This window comes from Segatella hominis (assembly GCF_019249725.2).
Lineage (GTDB): Bacteria > Bacteroidota > Bacteroidia > Bacteroidales > Bacteroidaceae > Prevotella.
On sequence record NZ_CP137559.1, the window covers coordinates 167501 to 192516 of the forward strand.

Annotated in this window: 20 protein-coding genes and 1 tRNA gene; 4 read left to right on the forward strand and 17 right to left on the reverse strand. The window is 45.5% G+C overall.

Going from position 1 to position 25016, the window contains the following annotated elements:
• Positions 1-702 precede the first annotated feature (702 nt).
• The 3 genes from KUA50_RS00735 to KUA50_RS00745 all read left to right on the forward strand — a co-directional run bounded on the left by KUA50_RS00735 (position 703) and on the right by KUA50_RS00745 (position 2745).
• Complete coding sequence (locus tag KUA50_RS00735; protein ID WP_218458211.1) at positions 703-1146, forward strand: lytic transglycosylase domain-containing protein; 444 nt, start codon at positions 703-705, stop codon at positions 1144-1146.
• Between the two features lie 241 nt (positions 1147-1387).
• A tRNA-Met gene (locus tag KUA50_RS00740) sits at positions 1388-1460 on the forward strand.
• 121 nt (positions 1461-1581) lie between these two features.
• Positions 1582-2745: a tyrosine-type recombinase/integrase gene (locus KUA50_RS00745; protein ID WP_118119428.1), complete on the forward strand. Its 1164-nt coding sequence runs from the start codon at positions 1582-1584 to the stop codon at positions 2743-2745.
• A 15-nt stretch (positions 2746-2760) separates the two neighbouring features.
• Here the strand turns inward: KUA50_RS00745 and KUA50_RS00750 are convergent, their stop codons facing one another.
• The 6 genes from KUA50_RS00750 to KUA50_RS00775 all read right to left on the reverse strand — a co-directional run bounded on the left by KUA50_RS00750 (position 2761) and on the right by KUA50_RS00775 (position 10690).
• Positions 2761-4596, reverse strand: coding sequence for a hypothetical protein (locus tag KUA50_RS00750; protein ID WP_218458210.1), 1836 nt, complete (start codon positions 4594-4596; stop codon positions 2761-2763).
• A 3-nt stretch (positions 4597-4599) separates the two neighbouring features.
• A complete protein-coding gene (locus KUA50_RS00755; protein WP_218458209.1) occupies positions 4600-8952 on the reverse strand; it encodes a phage tail tape measure protein in 4353 nt (1450 codons plus the stop codon).
• An 87-nt stretch (positions 8953-9039) separates the two neighbouring features.
• A complete protein-coding gene (locus tag KUA50_RS00760) occupies positions 9040-9366 on the reverse strand; it encodes a hypothetical protein (RefSeq protein ID WP_218458208.1) in 327 nt (108 codons plus the stop codon).
• 79 nt (positions 9367-9445) lie between these two features.
• Positions 9446-10030 carry a DUF6549 family protein gene (locus KUA50_RS00765; protein WP_218458207.1) on the reverse strand — a complete coding sequence of 195 codons (585 nt, stop codon included), beginning with the start codon at positions 10028-10030 and terminating at the stop codon, positions 9446-9448.
• A gap of 2 nt (positions 10031-10032) precedes the next feature.
• On the reverse strand, positions 10033-10455 hold the full coding sequence (locus KUA50_RS00770; RefSeq protein WP_218458206.1) for an N-acetylmuramoyl-L-alanine amidase: 423 nt from the start codon (positions 10453-10455) through the stop codon (positions 10033-10035).
• Positions 10442-10690 (reverse strand): hypothetical protein, encoded by a 249-nt coding sequence (locus KUA50_RS00775; RefSeq protein WP_218458205.1) that lies wholly within the window; start codon positions 10688-10690, stop codon positions 10442-10444. The genes KUA50_RS00770 and KUA50_RS00775 overlap by 14 nt, the downstream gene beginning before the upstream one ends.
• 154 nt (positions 10691-10844) lie before the next feature.
• On the opposite strand from KUA50_RS00775, the gene KUA50_RS00780 reads away from it, so the two are divergent.
• Positions 10845-10997, forward strand: coding sequence for a hypothetical protein (locus tag KUA50_RS00780; RefSeq protein ID WP_218458204.1), 153 nt, complete (start codon positions 10845-10847; stop codon positions 10995-10997).
• Here the strand turns inward: KUA50_RS00780 and KUA50_RS00785 are convergent.
• The 11 genes from KUA50_RS00785 to KUA50_RS00835 form a co-directional block, all read right to left on the reverse strand.
• Entirely contained in the window at positions 10976-11503 is a 528-nt protein-coding gene (locus KUA50_RS00785; RefSeq protein ID WP_218458203.1) for a hypothetical protein, read from the reverse strand. The two genes, KUA50_RS00780 and KUA50_RS00785, sit on opposite strands and share 22 nt — an antisense overlap.
• 108 nt (positions 11504-11611) lie before the next feature.
• On the reverse strand, positions 11612-12199 hold the full coding sequence (locus tag KUA50_RS00790; protein WP_318346055.1) for a DUF4376 domain-containing protein: 588 nt from the start codon (positions 12197-12199) through the stop codon (positions 11612-11614).
• A 17-nt stretch (positions 12200-12216) separates the two neighbouring features.
• Positions 12217-13374 carry an RNA-directed DNA polymerase gene (locus KUA50_RS00795; RefSeq protein ID WP_218458201.1) on the reverse strand — a complete coding sequence of 386 codons (1158 nt, stop codon included), beginning with the start codon at positions 13372-13374 and terminating at the stop codon, positions 12217-12219.
• 276 nt (positions 13375-13650) lie between these two features.
• Positions 13651-14007: a hypothetical protein gene (locus tag KUA50_RS00800; protein WP_318346056.1), complete on the reverse strand. Its 357-nt coding sequence runs from the start codon at positions 14005-14007 to the stop codon at positions 13651-13653.
• A 110-nt stretch (positions 14008-14117) separates the two neighbouring features.
• Complete coding sequence (locus KUA50_RS00805; RefSeq protein ID WP_318346057.1) at positions 14118-15875, reverse strand: hypothetical protein; 1758 nt, start codon at positions 15873-15875, stop codon at positions 14118-14120.
• A gap of 18 nt (positions 15876-15893) precedes the next feature.
• A complete protein-coding gene (locus tag KUA50_RS00810) occupies positions 15894-20915 on the reverse strand; it encodes a hypothetical protein (protein WP_318346058.1) in 5022 nt (1673 codons plus the stop codon).
• A 16-nt stretch (positions 20916-20931) separates the two neighbouring features.
• The gene (locus KUA50_RS00815; RefSeq protein ID WP_218457934.1) at positions 20932-21390 is read right to left on the reverse strand and encodes a hypothetical protein; all 459 of its coding nucleotides are present in this window, start codon (positions 21388-21390) and stop codon (positions 20932-20934) included.
• Positions 21371-21901 carry a hypothetical protein gene (locus tag KUA50_RS00820; protein ID WP_218457933.1) on the reverse strand — a complete coding sequence of 177 codons (531 nt, stop codon included), beginning with the start codon at positions 21899-21901 and terminating at the stop codon, positions 21371-21373. The genes KUA50_RS00815 and KUA50_RS00820 overlap by 20 nt, the downstream gene beginning before the upstream one ends.
• A complete protein-coding gene (locus KUA50_RS00825) occupies positions 21898-22692 on the reverse strand; it encodes a hypothetical protein (RefSeq protein WP_218457932.1) in 795 nt (264 codons plus the stop codon). The genes KUA50_RS00820 and KUA50_RS00825 overlap by 4 nt, the downstream gene beginning before the upstream one ends.
• On the reverse strand, positions 22649-23491 hold the full coding sequence (locus tag KUA50_RS00830) for a DUF6712 family protein (RefSeq protein WP_218457931.1): 843 nt from the start codon (positions 23489-23491) through the stop codon (positions 22649-22651). Before KUA50_RS00830 ends, KUA50_RS00825 begins: the two co-directional genes overlap by 44 nt.
• Positions 23484-24881, reverse strand: coding sequence for a hypothetical protein (locus tag KUA50_RS00835; RefSeq protein ID WP_218457930.1), 1398 nt, complete (start codon positions 24879-24881; stop codon positions 23484-23486). Before KUA50_RS00835 ends, KUA50_RS00830 begins: the two co-directional genes overlap by 8 nt.
• Positions 24882-25016: the final 135 nt, after the last annotated feature.

A 25016-nucleotide genomic window follows, 5' to 3' on the forward strand; every position in this document is an offset into this window, starting at 1 on the left:
CCGCTGGCCAATGGCTTGCGTCCGAAATGAGCTTCTATTGTTTTTGTCACGCAGATTTCGCAGATGACGCAGATTTTTTTCATTGATTATTTTAGTCCCACAGATTTCACGGATTTTCTCTGATTTTCTTCTTTTTCCTGTCATTTCTTCTTTTTCCTGTCATTTCTTTATTTCGTAGATTTTAGACCTGTCGGTCTGGGATAGATTTCACAGATTATTCTCGCAGATTATTTTTCTCCAAATTTTATGAAAAATTTCTTTAGTTTTCTTCTTTCACCTTTTTGTGTTTTGTCTTTAAGATTACGTTGTTTCCTTGCTCTCTTTTCTTTTTCTTCTGTTTCTTGATATCATTCTTTTATGTATGAATCTTTATTTTACTTCATAGTTTGTTTTATTCCTATATCTGCAACTGGGTTTAAAAACTTTGCTGAATTAGTTGATATTCGTCAATCTAATGTGTTTAAAAGTGTTTCTTAATTATAAAATAGTGCTGATAATCAATAGATTACTTGCATATTTGAGTTTTTTTTTGTACCTTTGCAAACGATAAGAATAAGGATAGTTTTTTCGATATTTTGAGATAACTGTCCGTTAAGGTATCTAACGGAACTGAGACTGACAACCGTTCTTTTTCTCATAAGTTGTCATCGCGAAATCACTGATGTTGTAGTTCAGCTTTTCAGGTTCCATAAAATAATTAATATGAAGAGAATAACTATGGTATTAGTTAGCATTTTTATGCTGACATTAAAAGTAGTTTCTGCGTCGGCTGAAACAAATTCAATTGAAAATGCATCCTCTAATGAATTTGATTGGAATCCAGTGATGGAGGCGATAATTCAGGTAGAGAGTGGAGGTAACCGATACGCAAAAAGTGGTTCCTCTGTAGGAGTTATGCAAATTACTCCTATCTGTGTTGCTGAATGCAATAATATTCTTAAAAAAAAGAATAGCAAGAAGCGCTATAAACTATCTGATAGATTTAGTATTTCAAAGTCTAAGGAAATGTTTCTGCTTTTGCAATCAGCTTACAATCCTCTTAATAGTATAGAACGTGCAATTCGCGCTTGGAATGGTGGTAATCATTATAATGTGAAGAGAACGCAACGCTATTTTGAGAAAGTCATGAAACTTTTGAAAAAGTAATTAGTTTTTTGATATGATCCGATTTGCTTCTGACAGATCGGATTTTTTTTATGATCTTCTTTAATATCAAGGTCATTCTATCATTTTATCACTTATTTTATATGAAATTTCTATTTTTATGCTAATATAATCAAGGAAAAGGTTAAAAGCAGTTAAAATATTGATATTTTGATATTTTTATTTGGTTAGATCAAAAAAAAGTAGTACCTTTGCACTCGCAATTCAGAAATGAATGTTATATCGCGGTGTGGAGCAGTTGGTAGCTCGCCAGGCTCATAACCTGGAGGTCGCATGTTCGAGTCCTGCCGCCGCAACTAATATCGGGTAAGAAGTTGGTAAACAACATCTTATCCGATTTGCCGTTTTAGAGATAGGACGGTAACGAGATTTAGATTGTTGAATATCATTGACCAGTAAAACGGGCAATGAAAAAAAATGACTGCAAAGGAAATTGATTTTTTGAGTTCGCGTGAAATGTTAGGATTCACGCTTCCAGTGATGCATACCAAGGGGAGCAACTGGTATGTTGACTTTTATGCCCACGACCCAGTATCGGGACGAATGAAGCGCAAGAAGTACATGCTTAACAAGTTTAAGACAGACCAGAAAAAGCGCATGATGGGCAGTTTGCTTATCTACAATATCACAGCTAAATTGACGGCAGGATGGAATCCTTGGGTGAACGTTGACAAGTCTCGCCAATTCACGGAAATACCTATTATCATCGGTAGATACCGTGATTATGTTAAGGCTATGACTGACAAAAAGTCGATGAAGGAAAAGACCTCTATCGACTATCTCAGTCGTGTCAAGATGCTCGAGACATTTATCGAGGAATGCAAGGGCATCAAATATGCCTATCAGTTAGACCGATCCTTTGTTATCGACTTCCTTGACCATCTGATGTATGATCGTGATGTCTCTGCTACGACCAGGAATAACTATCGCTCCTGGTTTGTATCCTTCGGTACCTGGTTGATGGACAGAAAGTATATCACGGAGAATCCTGCTATCGACATTCGCAACATAGCTCAGACGGAGAAGTTCAGAGATCCTCTCTCCGACGGGGCGCTGAGAAGGCTGAAGGAATACTTGTATGATCACAATAAACATTTTCTTTTGGCTTGCCTTTTTGAATATTACACATTCATTCGTCCGAATGAGTTGACGCAGATAAAGATTGGCGATGTATCCATCAAGGACCAGACCGTCTTCATCAGTTCTTCCATCAGCAAAAACAGGAAAGATGGACTTGTTGCCTTGAATGATGAGATACTGAAGCTCATGATTGAGCTGAAGATATTTGAGCATCCAAGCCAGAATTATATCTTCGGTAAAAGCTTGAAACCTGGGGATACTCGTGCGGCATACAACCAGTTGAGAGTAGAATGGGGTAAGATGCGCACAGCCTTGGGATTTCCCAAGGAGTACCAGTTTTACAGCCTGAAGGATACGGGCATCAGGGACTTGGCGAACGCACAGGGCATCGTTGTTGCCAAGGAACAGGCACGCCACTCTGACATATCCGTGACAAACCGATATATCAAGAACCAGATGAAAGTAAACGAGGAGACCAAGCACTTCAAGGGAAGTTTATAGTCTCCTCGATTGAAACTATGCCATCATGTAGAAATAGCCTACGTGCACAGGGTCGATGGAATCATCTTTAATTTCCGTTTCAATCTTTTCACATATATATTTTTTATTTCGGAATATGTATATGTTAGACGGATCAGGAATTCCATTGGCCCTAAATTTTATTTCTATACAATTTCGAGTATCAATGGTTTTCGTGTTCTGCAACTTATGAATACTATATCTCCCGCCAGCGCATAATGATAGAGTAAGATCATCCTCATTCATATCCTTAGAAATATGATAGTTGCTATTGATATTATGATCCGTAACAAATGTTGGCCAAAGGAAACGACTGTATAAATCAAGGTCGTTAGCGGACTGATCGTTATAGAATCCGACATAGAAAAACACACTCATACACTCGTTCTCAGCCTCTTGTTCATCGAGCACAGATTCGCTATCGATAGCATCCTGCACGCTGTAGTATTCTTCTCCGTTTTCGTCTTCTTTTGATGCTTCGGCAGAAGCTTCTTTATCATTTGTCACGGACAGGAAAGGTCTATCTCTATCTATTGAATCCCTAAAGGAAGTACTCATTTTTATAATCTCACCGACTCTAACCCTCGATATGATTTCTGCTGCAGGAGAGATATTTATGGTAATAGAAGAGTCGCTATCTTTGTCTCTGACAAGCGGAGACCAGAAACCGCATTTTACCCATGATTCCTTGCCGTTATCGTTCATGTAGATTTTATATACTCCGTCTTGCTTAATGATCGTAGTTCGTTTCTCCTTATCTGACCATCTGCGTGTCCAACCGGTAACGTCAGCCTCTGGTGCCAATTCTACGATTTTGAAAGACTTGAGGACTTTCTGCGAGATAACCTCATACTCTTTTCTGTTAGCGGAATCTCCGAGATTATATTCCAGATTTGACGTTTCCGTAGTACTCAGTGATCCGTCTTCGTCGTAATCAACAGAGTATTCATCTATAGCCTCATACATTACTGCAGCAGATGATAATATCTCTGAAGACTGATATATACCGACTTCCTTTTTAATTTCGTCAAAGACGATACTAGCATTAAATAGTTTCCGGAATTCCTCGATAAAAGTGTATGCGCTCCAGTGTGGAAGACATTTACTGAACTGCAGGGTCTTGAAGGCAGACGCAATGTATAGGGTGTTCCACGGATATACGTCGTATTCATCTTTTATGATTTTATATCCTTCGAGTTCCAGGACTCTGTGAAGGATATAGATTAGATTTGGCTGTACGGCTGCCTTGTATAATGCAGTCATGCTGTTGCTTGTTGTGGGATAATAGAAATTAGCAGCGCAGTCGTTTGTCTCGTCCCATACTGGCACGAAAGTATATTTTCCTTTAACTCCGACAATATTATTTGCCAAATTCGTCATGTTGACGTGGTATGAATTGTTAAGTATAGTAAGGCCGAACTTATTCCAGCCCTCCTTATAGTACTTTTTTATTCCTGGAGCAACCGCTTCTCCGAGATTCATTTCGTCAATAAAATGGCTTTCAAGTTTACTGTTGAATTTAATTCTTGATTTACCTCCAACAATCTGCAGTTTGATATCCGACTCTGTTACACTAATAATAGTTCCTACACCGGAAAGGACGAGCCGACCGCTAACGTACAGTTTACAGTCGTCATACTTTTTGGTATTCTTTGATACGTCGAATCTGCTGACATTTCCAAAAACCCTGCGATTATTCATGATGGACATCGGGAAGGTGATATCATAGGAGTATTCACCATCGTCGGTGACGTATTGGTTGGCGTATGTTATCTTGATGGATTGGCTGGCTGCAGGATAAGCAGCCATGCCATTGATAATACATGTAATCATAAGCTATTTGTTGTCTAACATCTTGTTATAATCTTTCCATTTTCTGGCGAAGCCATTGCGCCCCGTGATAACCACCTCAGCTTGTATGCCATCGTTGAGCTGCTGGTTGAGTAGGTCGATGGTTGCACTCACACCATCGAGGGCTGCAGTAACTTGCTCGTTGTCTGTCGACACGTTTACCACAGGAGCGACCACGGCAGCACCTCCACCACCCATGGCACGGCTCACGTCTTGTGCGGTGAGAGAGGCGACGGTGTTGTTACGCTGCGCAGCATCGATGAGTTTCAGGGCAGGAAGCAATTGAGGATTGTTGACTGCGTTATGGTTAGCTACGAACTCGCCGGCATGGACCACGCCTGCCTCTTTCTTCCAGCTGCCAGGACCAGTGAAACCTCCTTCATAGTAGCCTGCCGCCTCTGCCTGATGTTGCTTTTTAATGGTTGCCACCTGTAGCATACCAGCTGCGAGAGCGATGCCTGCTGAGATTGGAGCGAGCACCAGGTTGGCTGGGTATGGAGCTCCAGCCATAGTTGACGAGTAGGCGGAGATGGCACCAGTAGCAGTCTGGGCCATGGCTTGCGCGAGCTCCATGACCATCGCCTTTTTGTTTGCTTTTGTCTTCGCTTTGGCAATCTCTTTGTCTCGCTTCTCCTCTAATTTCTTTTTCTTTGCAGAGTTGTTGCCGGCGGCATTGATTTGTTTATCGTAATTTTTCTCTATCTTGGCGACTTCGAGATCAGAGCAAGCTTGCGAGTAGGCGGACGCAGCTGACATCATACCCGACATGCTACTGAAGGCTGCGGATGCCACGGAGAGGATGGTGCTGTAGGTCTCTTTGTTCATCTGCTTCTTGGCATCCTGGTAGGCTTGCTCGCTGATTTTGTCTTCAGCACGAAGCTTGTCCAGATTGTCGTTGACCATCTTCTGCTGTTTTACAACAGACATAGCGCCACCGATAACAGAACCTATATTGTCGCTCGACATGTTGCTATAATCATCTTGTGGCTTACTCATTTTGCGAGCCGTATCGAGGGCAGTATTGGCATCATCCTTGCGCTGATCATCGACTGAAGGCTTGTATGATGCGTACTTATTAGCGATGCCCATCTTCATGCGTTGATATTCTTCTTCGCTGACAAGACCTGCCTTGTGAACCTCGTCAAGGCCTCTCAGTTCTAACATCATTTGCTCCTCGTTTCCCATTTTGAGATACTCTTGTTTGAGCTGCATGAGAGTTTTGTCGTATTGCTCCTGACGCTCGTATTGATGCTGAAGCTGGCTGCGCTCACGCTCCTTCTCGATTTGCCAGTACTCATCGGATGATGACAGATAAAGCTCTTGTTTCTCGTCGAGATAGTTCTGATCGAGCAGGAAGAGAGCTTCATTGAGAGCTTCTTCGTCATGGTAGATGTCGGACTTTTTGTTGTAGTAGTTGGCACGGATATTCATTTCGGCGGTCTGCCTGTTGGTCTCGATAGTTTCGAGATCAGATGTCTGCTTTTTCTCGTAGTCGGCTGCGATTTTCTCTTTCTCGGCATTTAATCGTTTGTATTCCTCGCTCTCAGCCTCGCCATACTTTTTGAGGATGTCCATGCGCTGTTGCAGACCTTGCTCTTTGATCTGCGCCATGCGGTCGTTGTATTCGGCGAGGCGAATCTGCCCAGTAGAGTAGAGGGTGGTAGCCTCTAACTGCTCCGCTTGGTTTGATTTCTTGGCATCATCAAGTTCCTTTTTGAGATCAGCCTTTCGCTTGGCTGCAGCCTTGCGAGCCTCTGCCTCCTGCTTTTTCTTGGCTTTCTCGGCAGCCTTGCGCTCCTTCTCGGTCATGGTATGGGTGGAAGATATGGGCGTGCCGGATCCTGTGTTGGCGGTCACTTGCATATTCTTTTTCTCCACCTTTTTATATTGTTGTTGGAGCTTGGTGTTCTTTTTGATCTCGGTATCTAAGAACTTGTCCTCGGCATCAAGAGTTTTTTGTTGGCTAAGATTCTCTTTGAGACGATTTTGGTGTATCTGCTTTTGTTGGTTGCTCTTCATCAAATTTTCATTTCGTTCGTAAGTGACAGTACCGCCCATACCGTATGTAGCAGTTACGACTTGCGACTGGTACCGCTTAGGGTGAGCTTGGCGTTCAGCATACACAGCTTTTAGAGAACCTCTGATGCGACTCTCCTTTTGTTTGAGGTCGAGTCTTTTCTTGTTGATTTCCACTTTACGCTCATAGATAGCCTCTGCCATCGCAGCATTTTCCAATTCTCTGATGTAGTTTTGGATGGCTATTTGGTTGTCATTGTAGAGTTTGCCTTCCTTGGAGATAGAGGCGTGATATTCTGGCACGAGCTTTTGCATATTGGCGATAGCCTGTCTGCGCTCATCCACAGTATAGACATTGGAGTGTATGACCTTGTTGAGCATATCAATTTTGTTGCGCTCGTCGAGTGTGGCATCTGATACTTTCTTAGCCAGATTTGCCTGCGACTCAGCGACAGCCTTTGCATTCTTGACGGATTGAAGGTTGTCATGCAGAGCCTTGTTGTAGCTGCTGATGGATTTAAAACAACCATAGATTGCGACACCGACAACTGTAAGAACCGTAGCAAGAGCCGCCCAAGGATTGGTAAGACTGGCAAGTTTGGCTGTTCTCATGACGGCGATGTAGCCTTGCACGCCTTTTGTAAGCAAAGCCCATGTGGCCTGCAGGGCAACCAGCGCACTCCTCAGCAGCAAAATGGTGGCATGATAGCCTTTTTCTAAGGCTGTAACAACGGCTAACCTTGCAGCTTGGAGTTTGAGGATGACAGTCTGCGCTTTCCATAGCGTAGTGCAAACGGCAATGGCAGTGGCTAGGACCGTCAACTCTTTTGCATGCGTAATCGTGAAAGTTATCAAAGTTGATAACACACGGATGCCTACGCTCATGGTCGATATGGCATATCGGGTGACGGGAATGAGTTTCTCACCGAGTTCGATGGTAAGGTCCTGAAAACGTTTCTTGGCCTTGTCGAGGTCTGCTTGGACGGTATTGTTCTGGACATTAAACTCATTTAACACGCTGGTACCAGCAGCATACGATTGGTTAGCGAGGTCTTGCGCAGTCTTCACTTGGTCGAGATGGGAAGCTACGGCAGAGAGAACTCCCACGGCACGAGTACCATTGAGTTGCATTTCCTCGAACATCGGAGCCATCTCAGCGAAACCTCCCTTTGACTTCATGGCTTGCAAGAACTTCATCAAGCCCTCGTTGGCATTGGTCTTCATGAGATTAGAAAACTTCTTCACCTCAATGCCTGCTATCTTTGCGAACTTAGCTGGCTCCTGATACATCTTGGTGATGAGCTGTGCGAAGACGGTGGCGGAAGTTGCCTCCTCTTGCATATTTTGATCAAGGGCAGAGGCGAGACCCATGAGCTGCGCTTGAGTCATACCTGCCTGAATGCCGACGCCCGAGAGATCGGCGGTGAAATCGACGATATAACCAGCGTTGGCTGATGAGTTCTGGGCAAGTTCGTTAATCGCTGAACCGGTGGCGAGCATTGCGCCGCGCAATCCCTTGGTTTTATCCTCGCCAAACATCTGTGCCAACTTGCCAATCTTATCAACCGCCCCCTCGCCAAGATCATCGCCGAGAGCTACGTTGATTTTATCTGCACCATCCACAAATTCCTCAATCATCTCTTTACTGGTGATACCAAGGCGACCTGCAGAGCCTGCCAACTCGTTGAGTTGTTTGCGAGCGGTACGAGTATCCATGCGCTTAAAGTCCTCATTCATCTGGTGAACTTGTTCATCGGTCTGACCTGTATATTTGCGCACGTCTGCCATTGACTCTTCCATGTCGGCGTATGCTTGGGCGCACTTGCGCAAGGTCATAGAGAGACCTGCATATGCTGCGATAATCTGGGAAACTGCACCCCAATTAGTATTGAGGGCGTTGACGAACTTACCCCACAAGCCAACATGTTCTTTGGACTCATTGTTGATGGCGGCCATTTCTCGCTTGACACTCTTTAGCTGTTGTTGCAGGCGTTTCCATTCTTCAGAGTTGCGCTTTATAGCACCACTTCTCAATTCTTTATTGAGAGCCTTGGCAATAATTTGTAGTTCTTTGTATGAGGCAGAAGAAAGGTTCTTAAGAGTTTTGTTGACTTTATCTTGGGTTGTCCTATAATTATTTGCTTCGGCTTCTATTCTTTTTATTTGTCTTTCCAAAGCCGTAGTCGACTCACCTTTAGCGTATGCTTCGTCTCTTGCCTTTTTAAGCTCTTTAAGTTTTTTCTCTAAGTCATTCAGTCTATCCTTGGCTTCTTTAGTGTCAAGGATAACTCTGCTAATGTGGGTATCGGTTGATGTTGCCATAAAACTTTAAAAATTAAATTTAAGGCAAAGATACAATCAATGATAATATAATAAAAATACGAGACCGTTTGCTTTACGGCCTCGTATTTAGCATGTATGATATTTTTCTCGTTCGTTGACTGCAAATTCAAATGCCACATCATGCGCATCCCAACATAGATATTTTTTGAATCTATTGTTTATAGTTCTTCTCTCTCCTGTAATAGAGTTTTCAATGGTGATATAAAAGCGTCCATCCTTTTCAGTGATTTCGCTCACGGAGTTGTGAGGAGAAAGAAGCGGAATCGGCTCTTCATGATCATCATCGTAGTTGCTTGAGGATGAGCAAGAATGACTTCCCATCTTGCTCAGAGCATGGCCAATGCCGAGTGTAGCATAAGCCAATATCGCCGATATAATCAAAATCTCAAACATAATTCCAATCTTTACTATTATCTTTGTTGCAAATTTAATAATAATATTTGAAATAAGCAAGTTTTTTATGTTAAATCTTTCATTTTTCGACCTCTATATACCTGGAGTATTTGATGCGAGAGTGAGGGTTGAAACTCACGATGCGCACCTCGTAGCCCTTGGTGCCCCACCGCCACCAGAGGAAACGATGCTTGTAGGTGCGGCTCACGATGGTAGTGAGGCTGTCGTAGGCTACATACTGGCACTCCCGCTTAGGGATATCGATATGGAGCGAGAGCCATTTATCCTTGTATGCGAAAACTGAATCGGCAGTACCGGGAACTGGGGCGATGATAACCGTGTCGGCGGTTTCTGCTGACAGGGTGTGTTGTGATTGCACATCCTTTAGTTTCACCTTTAATGCCTTAATAAGCTTGGTGTCGGTGAGGCGCAGTTGTTCCAGCTCAGAGACCTTAGCTTGCAGGGCGGCGTTTTGCGCTACAGGCAGAGAGTCATCCAGTTTGTCGTACTTGATGTCGTAGGTGAGCGCACCCACATTTGAGGTTTGCCGGTCGAGGTTGCTCTGCAACTGGTGACTCTCGGCAATGCTTGCCAGAAGGGCAACCAAGGTGATGACAAAAAGCACGGAGAGAACCTTGATGATGTTGAGTTTAATATCCTTCATAATCATAAGTCTTTATATTCGTCTATAGCGTTGAAGCATGGGCACCATTTCTTCCACTTCTTGCAGTCTGTCCCCCAAATGTCACGGTGGCCCATGATCTTTGCATCAGGGAATTGTTGCTTCAGTCTATGAAGCAGCAAGACGAGAGCATCCTTCTGCTCGGGCGTGCGGTTGTCGATAGGTTTGCCGTGGCTGTCGATGCCACCCATATAGGCAACGTTGATGGCAGAGGAGTTATAGCCCTGCACTCCGTTGCTGACCAGCTCTATGGCGAGAAGCTGATGGATGCCACCATTGATGTCGACCACGTAATGATAACCAGGATATTTCCAACCCTTCAGACGAAATTCAGCCTTGAGATCCTCGATGCTCTGACGTTGCGAGCCAGCTGTGCAATGCACGAAAATGCGTTTAATCTTTCTCATCTCTATTGTGATTTAGAAATTTGTTTTTGATGTTTTCAAACTTGGCGTCGATGGCGATGGCGACACCGAAGATGCTGCCAGCGTACATGAGTGATTGCGCGAAGTACCAGAGCACGTTGTCGGTCACATCTTGCGTCTTCGACGTGAAATAGCTGATATATACCAGCACTATTGCGAAAATCAACACGACCACTGCCGAGCCGTATTGTATCCATTCTTTTGTATTTTTCTGCATATTCTTTTTTTTAAAATTACTGCAAAGATACGCGAATGGATTCAAAAACAAAAATACAAAAAATCACCCAAAAAAATATAAAGTAGTTTACAATGCTACCGAGTACTATCACTACAGAATACCTCACAATATCTTCCCATTCAAACCTTGCCAGATGGTAGTGCTTATATTGGTATATCTCTCTACCTACCATTATCGGCAAAGCAAGCAGACCTACCAATATACTGATAAGCAGCCAACAAGCAAGACCAATCCAGTCTCGCTTGTTAAGTGTGACTATTCTTTTCAACATACGCATATCCAGTAAGTTAAGTACATATCCAAGAATCCGGCTACCTCTGCCCAGTAATAACCTATAATAACCTTTGGCTTTTTAGCTGGAGGGAAATAGAAGATCAGCACCGCAATAGCTAACAACAGGGTAGGAATAAGGTTTACGCTTGCGCACCATCCCACGCACCCGATAGCTGCTGTGATAGCTGCCGTTTTATGAATGATATGCTCCGCACTATCAAGGTAGCGAGGCACAAAACCTACAAACATCAGTCCTGCGCATCCGAGGAACGCAAGAAACTGAATACCCTTACCCGAGTCGAGCAAAGGAATGAGCATCAGTATCGCACTCGCCGCCATTACAGCGGTAAATACCCAGCCATAGTTTTGCTTACGTTTATCACCAATTACCTCGCTACCCGTGCATCCCTGCAACTGGTAATACACATCGCTTACCATCGCAGGAACACCGAACCGCATTGCTGCGAGAAGAAGAAATCCTGCCAACAGCAGGAAGGAAATAATACTTAATACATACATAATCTTTAGAATTTTAGAAAATTAAACGAATATGCAGGCTTACGCAACCCATAGACTTGGCAGGGAGGGAGGCCTACACGCCATTTTATCGACATCAATAAAATAGTCTTATACACTCATCTCAAGCATCTTAGGGTAGCCTGCCTTGTAGTCGTAAGTCTCCACCTCTTCAACGGTTGTCAGCTCATTCACAGCTGCCTTATGACTTGCCGTGACATTAAAGCACTCAAGGGCATACATTTCAAGTGCCGACAATAGCTGAATAGCCTTGTCACAATCCACCACCAGCTTCAGCCCTCCGAGCCAAAGAGTTGTCGTTTCCTGACCTGCTGCCTTGGCGATAGTGGTTGAGTTCATCAGTCCCACACGTGTTGCCTTGTCGAGCCAAACAAGCAGTCCGTTCAGCATAAAGCCGTTGACAGCCGAAGACAGGTCGTAGGTGTCTATCTCCTGCAGCTTATCTTGTTTGGCTTGTTGCAACTTGATTTTCTCGATGCCTTGAATGTATTCGTCAAAAGCATTTTTTACTTCTTCCTCATCAAAGGAAGAAACTGCCATAGAACACTCATAACATTCGTATGCGCCTAATTCCTTATTAAGCGCTTCCCCGATATGATAAATCATCAAGCTTCCAAGCTCATATTGCTTTTTGAAAGCTGCTTCCGGGATAATTGTCTTGATAAAATTAATCTTCATAATCGACATTTTTATAATTAAACCTTAAATTTATTCATAATCTTGATAACCTTCATATTCTTACAATAGAGTCTGTCTTTGTGTGGCATCATCATCCAGGCTTTGCGCCTTATGTGATAGCTGTCACAATAGGCAAGCAGTCCCATCAGACTATTGATGCGCCCGACGTATCGTTTCAAGACCTGCCTTGTAGGATTTTCGACCATCCCGAGTTCGTCTATCACAGCATACAGTCGTTCTACTGTCTGTCTGTTGGGAACAAGTCTGTGAGGTCTTATCATCGTGCCGATGAATCGAACGCCATTGCTTACTCTCTGCAAGGAGATTTTGCGAGGATGTAGCGTCAATCCTAATTCGTCTCTCAGATATACTCTGCCCTCTTGCAGGATGTGATGAAGCAGTCTTCTATCCCTACTGATGACGATGAAGTCGTCCACATATCTGCCATATCCACCGTCCGCACCTACCGCCGAGACCATCATCTTGTCGAAATCGGACAACAGCAAATTGGCAAGCAGTTGGCTCGGAAGGTTTCCGATAGGAAGGCCTTTATCCTTGCCACATGTGAACAGCGACTTATTTTTGGGCAGTATATCGAATAACTTCAAGTTGCCGACCTTGACGCAGTTCTTTGTTGGATCATGCAACACCACTATCTTCCACAGCCATAGCCACCACTCGATATCCTTACCACGATACTTCACCCTAATCAGCCGTTCCAGTTTGTCATATAGCATTTTTCTGTCGATACTCATAAAGAAGCCCTGAAGGTCGCATTTGAGGACCCAAGCCTCCTGAGTATAACCTTCGCTCACCCGTTCCATCTGGGCCTTAACCTGCTCGACACCATAAAGAACACCCTTACCTTGCCTGTAAGCAAATGCGCTATCGGTCAATTCGCCCTCAAGAATATCTCCAAACTTCAATGAAAGAAGATGATGCACGACTCTGTCACGAAACTGGGCACAGAACACCTCCCTTAACTTGGGACGAGTCACGCAGAAAGCCTTGCTTGGACCTATCTCGTAAGTCAGCCGGTTAAGGTCTACGTACAGCTGATAGTTGTTGATTATCGCCTCTGCCTGATAGCTTACACAATCGTCGGTCGAAGTCTTATGCTTGCAGCAGTCGATATACGCCTGTCTAATATCCTCGATAGAGACATACTCTTGCATAATAATTTGATTGTTAGAAAAGTACAGAAGGATGGCGAAAAGAATAGGGCATCATCAATATGTGATAATCGAAAACTGGCAGGACCACGTTGCTGTTCGTCTTGTTGTTGTTGTTCGCGCTACTGTTGTACATCCAAGCGTTACCAGCGCCGTTCTGCGTTACCGATGCCTTCTCCCTTTTTGAGGTCCGACCACTTCTTCTGAAGAAGTTGCGTGGCGGCATCCCTTGTCATCATCCGATGACGGCACTCCCACGTTGCCTTAGCTTCGTGGCTCTCACCTCTGCGAAGATCCGAGAGAACTCCTTCGCCATCCGTATGCAAATTGTAGCAGCCTGTCCATGAGTTTCGTCAGGTTTGTAGCCTTCCGAACGTCAAGATAGGCGAGTTCGTCGAAAATGCCAACGAATGTGCGTATCTCCCGGACGATCATGATATACTCGTCTATATATTCCACACGTCTTGCCATGCTGCCGTTTGCCAGATACACCAAGTCCAAGGCTCTTGCTGACTTCTCTGTCATCCGTTCGTAGATACCATATCTCACCACCTTGCTAACATTCCTTCCGTATTCCAACAACAGCTTGCAGAGCAAGCGTGTATCCTTGTATATTCCCAATCCTTCCGCTAACATCCTTCTGTTTTATTTATGTTAATTAATTCACTAAAATTCACGCCCCTTGCCGTTGCCTCTTTTTACTCCTTAGTGAGCTGGGGTTGTCAAGAGGTAAAGAGGCGAAGAGGTCAAGGGCAAGCGAAAACTGGCAGTACGACGTAGCTGTTCGTCTTGGTGCCGTTGTTCGCACCACTGTAGTAGATCCAGGCGCTACCAGCGCCGTTCTGCGAACTGGTCCATCGCCAATTGCTCATGACGAACTTGTAGTAGGCGTTTCCCACGTCCTCGCCATACAATATGGTCAGTATCTGTTTGATAGGACTCGCATTCGCCATGTGGATAAATTCCTGTCCTGCCGACATTTTGAACCCATGCAGCTCCTGACCACCAATACTGAATATCTGGTTGTAGGCGTAGTCTGCCGCCGGCACGGAAAGGCTTCGCTCCTGTGCCTCCTGCCGGATGAGAAAAGTGCCCGACTCGCCATTGTAGTAGTTGGCGTCTGAGCTAACATTGCCGTTTGAGGCGATGCTTGTAAACAGCAGCTGCTGTGTACACCATGGCAGCTTGGGCAACTTGGACATATTTCTAAGGTCGGAGGTTCTAATCATGAACGTACCCTTATTGATCATCAAGGTGGAGTCCGCCACCTTTAGTGCCACAACATCCTCGCTGTCTCTGCCAGTCGCGACCCAACTGTCGATGTAATACTCGTTGAGATCACCATCCACTACAAAGACGCCTGCCTTAAATTGATACATCCTGTAATCCAATAATCTTTGCGGAACCGCCGCCGTGTAGGTCCTTGTGTTTTTGTTGAAACTGACATAGTAACCTTCTTGATTCTTAACCGTTACGGTATATTCCTTGCCGTAAGGCACATAGACCGTCACCTGTCCCTTGCTGTCAGATTGATACTCGACAGTCTTCTTGTCATAGGTCACCGACACAGGAATACCCTCGTAAGCGGTACCCTGGTTGTCTGCCACATACTTGGTGACCGTCACCACCACCTTCTCGCTCGATTCCTCGTCGTATGGCAGATAGCTTAGGTTGATATCCCGACTCTCCAATACGGCGGTGAATCCCACAGGGGAAATTGGCTGCACATTTCCATACTGGGGTACGCTCAGTTCGTAATACTCACCCTTATGAACCCTGAAAATAGCTTTACCGTCGCCATCGGTAACGAACGTCTGCGGCGTGGTGCCGTGGTTGTATCTCACAGCTATCGGGATGCCGCCAACCTTCACGCTCTCCACCGACGAAGTGATCGTCACCGTCACCACCTCGTCGATGTCGCCCAAGTTGATACTCTTCACCTCCCCTTGCCGGTTGGTCACGGTAAGCACGTGATCAACGAGGTCTGCGTTGACATTCTCGGCTGCCGACAGGGCGGTCTTGGCGTTCTTCGAAGCCTCGCTCGCTGTGTCCGCCGCTCTCTGAGCTGCATCCACAAGTCCTTCCGCCTGCGAGATGAGTTGCTCTAATTCCACGCTTGGAGGCAGTATCACCAAGGAGGTGTCCATCTCTACGCTGTTGTCTCCTTCGTCAGTTTCTCCAAACTCGGTGTCGCCGTCCTTATTGTACTCCACGATGGCTATCTGCTCGTATTCCTTGCTCTGCCATGCGTTGCCCAATTTTCTGCCGCTCACCACGAGCGAATAGACATCCTTCTTAACGCGGTCGCCCTTTACTTCAGCGATGATTACGTTGTCGTGCTCAATGTCGAGCGTGTAGGCGAGGGTAAGGATGGAGAAGCTGCCCACCAGCTGCACCTTAATGTCAGTACACCCTGTCAATGGGAACGGCACGATGTCGCCGTTTACTTTCTTCGACACCGGAATCTTCAGTGCGAAGTCATTTCCTTTCACTATTTTTTTCATAAGCTTATATAAAATTTATTATGGACGATAATTCATGAATTGCAGTTGCCAAGCCCCACGGATAAAAACAAGGATAGTAAACTGTCCTATCGTTCCCGAATAGAATCTATTGCCGGTATCGTATCTCGTCTGACCACCCCAATATATCGTATCGCCTTTAGGAGGAACGATATATACCCTTTTGTCATTACCTTGAATAATTATCAGCGTCTGACCATCAACAGGATTGGCAGGAAGTGTTAACGTCATATCAGAAGGATTTGTGCAAATAACGATTCCGACGCCGTTTGATATTTGCTGAGTATCACTAATAATCTCTGTGTTCGGTGCTAACGCTCCTCGTATAGCGCCGTTTGTCTGTATAGCCGTTGGTGTACCCGAAAAACCCTTGGCAATAACATTTATAGCCAACGCAGGCGACTCTTGTTTACTCTGTTCAGAATAAATATACTGCACTGGTTCGTATTGGGTATTATAATCATAATTTGTTGGAAGATTTACGTTGTTTACCGAACCTTTACAGACAATTCTTGCAGCATCTCCAAACCACACGGCATTAAAATAATTTAGAGTTGACTGATATGAAAACTCCGTACAGGACGCACCTACGCGAAAATAAGCAGTATTAGGTGAACCACCTCGGACAAATAACGGGCAATACTGAATACCAGTTACAACAGTTGCACCACTATATTCTGTACACTCCGCTTGCATAATATCCCCCCAATTATCATCCTTTTTAATGCTCCATATTCCGATTTTGCTATCTCCTGTGACATTAAGCTTAGTAGCTGTAATCACCTGAGCATTGATACCTTTAGCTACGACGTCTCCTGCGTTGATGAATTTCGCATTGAGCTTTCCATTTTGAAACATAGCAGCTTCGTCATAACCCTCTGAAGGATTGGCTTTCGGGGTTTTTACCTGTACTTTGTTTCCGTACAAGGTAACTTGGTCGCTCGTAATCTCTATACCTGCTGCCTTCAGGCTCGCCTTATCCACAAGGTCACTTTTGCGCTCGGTGTATTCGGTAACAACCGCACCAGCTTCGAGCTTCGGCTGAGCAATGTAGCAGTTAGTTATAGGTGCATCACCTTCGCTGCTCTGTATCGTTCTGTTGAGTCTCAAAAGGACATACTTGTGCGAGCTGTCTGATGGTCGCCAATGTACCCAATATTTTTTCCAATCGCTCGTCAGTTGGAAATTTGCTGCTCCATCTACTCTCGTAGCTGTTTCTCCTAAAGAGCTCTCAACGAATACGTCTGTCTCAGGGCTGTAGAAGTATGCTGTCAACTTACCAGTTCCCTTAGCCATGAACGAGAAAACGTAATCCTTGTTAGCCTCCAAGCCGAAAGGAACGAATCCCCCCGATTCTAATTTTCTCCATTCAAGAACATTATAATAGTAATCATTACCGACACTCTCAAACTCGCTGCCGTTGTACCTGTAGCATATTTCGGTATTACGTACACAGTATGTATCACCATACACGTTTCCCGAAGATGGGAGCTGGCTAAAGCTATTAACAGTTCCTTTCAGCACATAAGAGAACGACTTGTATATAGACGTGCTCTCGCCAAATCCTGCTGGAGTCAGCGAACCGTTAACATCGTATAGTGTACCCGACTTATCGAGCGACAATGTATTATCGAGCATGTTGCCACCTACGTAATCGTAATCCTCTGTCGATAGCGTCCAGCCATTATAGGTATCGCCTTCCTCGACCATCGGGCGACAAATCCAAGCTTCAATACGACCATAATTGCCGTTGTTATATTCAAAAAAGTTGAAGGCAATATAGTCATACTCCGCATCGGTTGTATCTATAATCGCCACGAATAATTCCCACTTATTCGCACTTTTGCAACGGAAAGAACTATTTGTGAGATATTTTGGACCTCCCATTCTTTGCGCGTTCGTCTGCTTGTCTGTATATAATGCTTCAAGGCAAAAGATTCCATTTGTGTCATTCGTCTTACAATAGCATGATATAACGTACTTCTTGCCCTTTGTTATCTTCACACTCTTACCTCCTTGCGAACCATCCCAGAAAGCGCCACAATAATGCGGTGTCCCATCCGTATCATCAATAATCTTGGCGCAGTTTGTACCCTGATAGCCAGAATTTATCTCGATACTTGCGGCATAGTTTAGAATACGATTATTATCATCACGCAGGAACGCACTACCTATAAGTAGGTTTCTTCTGTCGATTATCTTCTCGCTTACCGAAAGTGAGATTTCCCTTGCGGTCTGCTCAAATTTCGACGTTGCGTCCTCCAGCTCGTCTTTAGTTGCAGCATTCTTTGACAATTCATCAAATTGTATCTTGTAGCTCTTATTATTAACAACCACAGAACCCGTAAACTTCGCAACATTGACCTGTACGTTGACCGTAGCCCACACAAGGGTGCTCCGTTCTCCGAACACATCAATCGGGAACGAAATCTGTCCGCTCGACTTGCTTACCATTACATCTTCGCTAATAGTTTCCGTCCCTATGCTTGAGATGGTAATTCTTGCCTCTCCATCAACATTAGAAATATCACCTTCCACGTTTGTGGATTTTTTCGTCTCATGATTACTTGGAAGAGAAAGATTATTTGCACTTATCTTTTGATTACCCTTATAGACAGTCACAGTCGCATATTTACCGCTTAATGTAGCTGAATCGACAAAACCATTATCGTCTGTATCGAACACGAGGGTGGCAGGCGAGACTTCTACTCTGTAGGCATCCTCACCATCCGTTCCGTCCTTGCCGTCTGTTCCGTCCTTACCATTTGTTCCATTCTCACCTGTCACCTTAAACGGCTCTGACCAAGACTCGATTTCGCTCTTTGTTGCACCACTATCCTCACGAACAAACACCTCCTTGCCGTTTGATTGCCAAAGAGGTATGCCAGCTATATTCTCAATGCGGAACAATCCATAATCGCCGTAATCATCATTAGAACTATCCTTGCCATAACAGACGTACACAGTATGCGTTCCTACTGTAGCTACAATGTCTGTTATGGATAACTCTACTCCGTTTCCGCTTACCGCACGAGATGAACCTGAATAACCTGGTTTTGACGGAACAACGCTTGCGTCAATTTCTGACAAAAAGATGTAATCATAATTTATCTCACTGAAAGCTTTGAGTACAAACTTAACAGCCTGATTCGCTTTCGTTGTAGTGAATGTTACCAAGCACGAGCTTGTAGAGCTGGCTGCCGTGGTAGGAGATTTCTTCCACGTGTAGCCGCCATCATTGTAATCCGTCCATGATGAGTCGTTATAGCTTACATTCTTTACGCCATCCGCTGAAGGGATTGTCAATGACCAACCGTTGTCCAAGTTGTTCTTATCCGCCGATGTAGGAAGCGTAGGCTTATCTTCGGAACGGATATAAGCAGGGACAATGCCGTTGCCGCTTAATCCATCCTCTCCCTTGTCGCCTTTTTCGGCAAAGAAGAAAATGCTTGACGCAACAACTTTTCCATTTGTATCAATGAGTTTTACAGACAGATTCTTCTTGCCCTCAATCATACCAGCAAAGGCATTGCTAATATCAATATACGGGTAGCACCGATTCAGCACATCAGACATAGCACCATTTTCAACTCCGTCAACATAAACCATAACTCTTCCCTTGAAGCCGATTTTTTCAATCGTACCGCTTGTAATATTTGAGCCTACAGCTTTCGTAAATGTGACGTACAAGAGCTGAGACGTAACCCCATTGGCAGACCCATTAACAACGGAAAACTGGACGCTATACGACACAGCATCATCACCCTTCTCACCTTTCTCGCCTTTACCTCCGCTCATCTCCTTGCGCCAATAGGTGTTCCCGTCCGTAGGCTCGTCGGTGGTGGATTTTCCTTTTTCCGCAATGCAGGTCCACAAGGCGTTGGCATGTGAAACTTGGTCGTAATAATGATATTCCGTACCTTTCACCCATGGACCCATGAAGTGCACAAACGTTATAGGGGTGCCAGATGCTGTGCGAATCTCAAAGTGTTCGGTGGTAAATATGACTTTTTGAGGCGATAGTATGAACACCTCGTTGTCTGTGGCGTGCTTGTAGTCAACAATGCCAGTGAGGGCTACGATGCGAGGCGAGCCGGAGCCGGTAGCCTCGAGCATGAGTACATTGGTACGTTCGGTGTAGTCGATATCCTCATTTTCGGTAAGCCTGTGTCCGTCCATTACAATCGTGTCCCCCGAAGCCGGGACGCCACTGTTTTTATCGCAATCGTCTTTGGACAGGACAACCCAGGCGAACTTCTGCCCCTCGTAAAGTTCACGAATCTGTTCATTACCATCCTTGTCTATATATTTTTCCGTGATAGCGACATTTTCCTCGCTCACCTGCGTAACCAGTCTCCAGTAGTATTGGTTACTAACGTTCTGATAAATGCCCTCCTCAATGTCAAAAGTTTGGCAGAGGGCTTGGTCTCCCACCACCCATCCATTTTGGGTTGCCATAGTGCCATCGTCTTTAAGTATATAGCACTTATATCCGACAACCGTCTCGCCATCCTCAGAGTAAACCTTCTCCACATGCTGGATCTTGGAGGAAGCACCACTGAGATATACGTTGCCCCCGATGGCGTATTTTTTACGGGTTTCGAGGGTATTGATAACCATACGCCCCCATACGATCAGGTCAGAGATGGAAAGTGTATATTTGCCCGACGTAGGATTGCGCTTCAGGGCGAAGCCATTCTGTAGCATTTCGTCGAAGTCGCGCGAATGCGCACTATCGATGACGAGATTGCCGTCTTTATCGAACGAATACGAACCGTCTGATCCAAAACTTGCACCACCCTTCAGTTGTGCGAGCTGATTGGACATAAGACCTTTAACGAAGGTTATGAAGCCTTGTGCGATATCGTCGTGTACGGATGAGAGTTTGCCGTCCCCGGCAGAGGAAGCAAAGTCCAACATCGACAAAAAAGCGTTTCCTATGCGCCTTGCCGTGTTGGCATGCTTTGTTCGCTCGTCCCTGATGCCTTCGAACATCTTGATGAGTGTATCTTTGTTTGCCATAATAATCAGGTTAGAATCATATTTTAGAACCAAACATCTGCTTGAAAATGTCTGCCATCAATCCTAAGTATTCCTCACCATAAAACATACCCTCCATATCGTTGAGTTTCATGATTGAGGCATAATATTTTTTATTGAACCATGGTTTGCGCTGACGAGGCTCGCCCAAATGGTGCTTAGCACGGTATTCAGGATCGAGAAAATGAAGGTCGCCAGGGTTGCCATGGTAATAGCCATTGCCTGTGCCAGCCTCTTGATAGAGACCGTAGAGCAGGAATTTGTGGGCTATCATGCGAGAAGAACCACCGTAAGAAGTAGTTTGCACACTGTTGAAGAGGGCACCGGTATGCCGGATGCGATAGTGCATGAGTTTTTCTTTCCAGATGTTGACCATCTCTTCTGCCCATCCCTTCTCATAGGCGTAGATGTCTGCTTGTGAGACAGGACGCTTGATGTCATTCGTTCCATTCCTCATAGTTGAACTCCAGGTTTAATGGCTCACTCACGTCAAGATGGAACTCAACGCCTGTGAGACCGTTGATGAAATAGGCACCTATCTCACGGCTGTCTATCTGGTCGCTGAGCATATAGGTGTATTCTTTGAATTGCCAGTCGTACTTATCGATGACGATTTTGCTCAGAAACTGGCGGAAGATCTTGCGGCATGTGTTGAGCTTCTCCTGTCGGTCATTCATGTCAAACTCTTTGTAGCGCATGAGAATCCACACAGTATAAGTGATGACCTTGCGGTAACTACCGTCACCATTGACGGCCACGTTGCCCTCGTTGGTGTCATCGATGACCACAAAGTTTTTACTCTTAGCCATGTTTTGCAGCATACCCTCGAAGGAGAGCGGGCTGCTGCAGGTGGTAGGCATGAACCCCAACTCTGAGGTAAGCTTGTTGTGCTTAGTGAGATCTCTGAAGTAAGAGAACGCATCAAAGCCCACCTGTACAGAAGGGGTGTTTATCTCTGTCTTAATCATGATTTTTTCAGTTTATCGTTTAACTCCTCGGCCTCACGTGCCTTGGCATCCAACTCGGTGAGCGCACGCCACACATCAGACTTTTCTATTTGTTTCTCCTTGGTGATGTCACCACCCGTGAGCGCTCGGATCTGCGCATTCATAGCCTCCGTCATATCATAGTCGCCTTCTTCAGACGCAGGTTTGAAGAGGTGTGGAAAAGATTTTGAAAAGTTATCTTTTATCCACATGAACCACAAGAACACTCCCATGGTCTCGGATGGAGCACATTTGATGGAGTCAGGCTCTTTGCCCTGATCATCGAGATATAGCCGGCACGCCATCTCGCATAGCGGCTTGTCGCTCGTCTTATCTGACTTGAGAAACTGCCGAAAATAGTTATCGCAGACGATATAGTTGATGAGTGGAAAATCATGCAGCTCGACATCTACTGCCTTGTATGGACCGATGAAGTCAAGCCTGTTGTCTGCACCCTTGCCATCGAAGATGAAGTCGAATGCCTCGCACAAACTTTGTATCTGCCAAAGCTGAAGGAAGAAGCGCAACTTCTCACCATTCTCCAGCATAGTCTCGCAGAGCCATCCGTCTTTTTTCTCCTTGAGTACCTTGATACCGCAGAAACGGGCAAAGAGATAGGTGCGCACTTGCCATTCGCTCCAACCTTGTGTGAGCAGGAAGAGCACATAGCGCAGCTGCTCTTGTGTGAGATCACTCCAGGAGTGAGGAGCGTGGAGTTGTAGGCTGCCGTCAGCCAGCAAAGAAGAAGGTTGTGTCATCAGCTTTGTTTTCATACGCTTGCATGTGATTGGCCTTGTAGGCGGTTGAGTCTCTATATTTGGCGAAGTCATCGAGATGATCTTCTATGAAACGAAGAAGACTCTCGAATGAGCCATGGGTATCTTGTCTGTCTGTGATATCGCCATTTTTTGGCAGGAACAACGCGATGAAATCGAGTATTTTGAGCTTAGCTGCTCGATGATTAATCTCAAATGTAGCCTTGCGCTCCTCGCTTAGTAACTGGTCAATCAAGTCATCGGAGAGCTGCTTGCGAAGAAAATTCTCTGCAGTATCGATATTTGACCTGAAGGATGCAAGGTCGTCGAACGTCAGCTTGCGATTGACGTAATAGAACGGGCGCAGCAAGACCGGTGACCAAAAGAAAGACCGTATATTGTCAAGGGCTTGCTCCGTCTCTGCCCATCCATCGACACGGCGAAGCTCATTGATTATGTTGTGTCTTGCCATATCACGTCTGTAAGTCAACTCACGCTCCAAGGCATCGACGCGAGCCTGTGAGGCCGGAGCGATATTATCGTTGTTTACCACCCCGAAGCCATTGTCGGTCATGATGATGTCTTGTGAGTGAAGCCTGTCCAGGAATGTGGCTATCATGACGTATCTCTCAATCTGAGTAAACAAGGGTGTGCCCTCCTTGGTGGCCTCGCCCTCACAATCTTGCCCTATAATGTTTGCCACAAGATCATCGTATGTGGTCTCAAAGTGACCTGTCATCTTATAGAATACATCTTCAGATGCAGTCCCAACGAACGGCAAGACCGTCTCGAATATATTAATGGTAATATCAATCATTTTCCTGTGATTTTGGGTTGTTTGAAACTTTCTTGGCATCCTTGTTCTCGTCAAGGGTGGTGAGCATGATGAGCGGCACGTCTGGATAGACCTTATCCTCCCAGTGGTTGAAATAGATGATAACCCAGTGGACAGTCTCCATGAGATCATGGAAGGCTTTCTCTATCGACTGCTTGAGCGTGAAGAGCTCTCGCTTGTCGGATCCTGAGTTGTTGGTCTGACTCTTGCCAGGAGTAGCACCTACGAGGTTAGGATGGATATTGTCTGCATAACATTGCATATTGTTGCTCTCTGCGATGTCGTCGCTATAGTCGCCTCCGTCCTTGGAGGTGTCGATGCGAGTGATCTTGACCATGTTGACCTCCTTGCCGTCTGGGGTAGTGTAATATCCCGCCACCCATAGCTTGCCGCTGTTCTCGATGCCAGAGATGAAGGACTTGATTTTTTCTTTTTCCTGGAGCTTACGCTTTTTCTGATCTTCTTGATTGGTGATGTGCTCCTCCTTGAAGATGCCGCGCCAATAGTCGTTGTGGATTTCCACGAGGTAGGGGATAGCGGCATGGTTTCTGAGCTTCGACATCTTGCCGATGGCGATGAGCCGGGAGATATCATACCATTTATCTCTGAAGATAGCACTGTAGTAGGGAACTGGATAGTATTGACACCCGGCAGTAGGGAAACGTGTCACGATGGCGAAAACACGCGCCTTAGTGCGAGGACCATTGCCGCCTTGCCGTGACTTCACCTGTCCGCTCTGCCCCTTCAGCCCCATGCGCTCTTGCAGGTCGCCAAGTGGGTCGAGCTCGTCGAGCAATGGGATTGCCTCTATGTTCTCAGGCTCCAGCGCATTGCGCCAATTGGCGTAAAGCACGTATTCGGAGCGACCGTTTTTGCTCTGCGTGAATCTGCAGTAGCAAGCCTCCTTGTGTCGGACGGCCACGATGCGGTCGCCCTTCTTGTTGAGGATGATAGCCGAGACACAGAAAAAGAAATATTTCATGTCGGTGATTTGCTCCAGGAAGAATCTGCTCAGAGAATTGTGCATCTTGAAGAGATTGACATCCTTGTCGTCGCTTGGCAGTTTGGTTTTGATGTCGTTGTATTGGAATCCAAGACCGTAGCAGGTGAGCACGTTGAAAAGTTTGTTTTGTGCCATCACGCTGCTCTCTCCGATGCTTTTGATGAGCTGATAGGGTAGAAGGTTGTCAGCACCAAAGGGAATATAGGTGTAGTCTTTGCCATCGCTTGCCTTGACGGTCATCGTGCCTGTGATGCCGTCATCGTCGAAGATGCCAGAAGACTCCACGAAACCGCCCGTCGGGTTGTATGCCTGGTAGCTCATCACATCGCCCATGGTGGCGAAGGTAATGTCTATGTTTTTGTCGTCCATTGCTATAAGTATATTGGGTGATTATTGTATCTGAAGATGAAAACGTCGCGCACCTTGCGCACCTGGTTGTTGACGGGGTTGCGAAGTCGGTGTGTGCCCTCTCGCCAGTTAGAGGACGTGACGAGCCAGCCACGG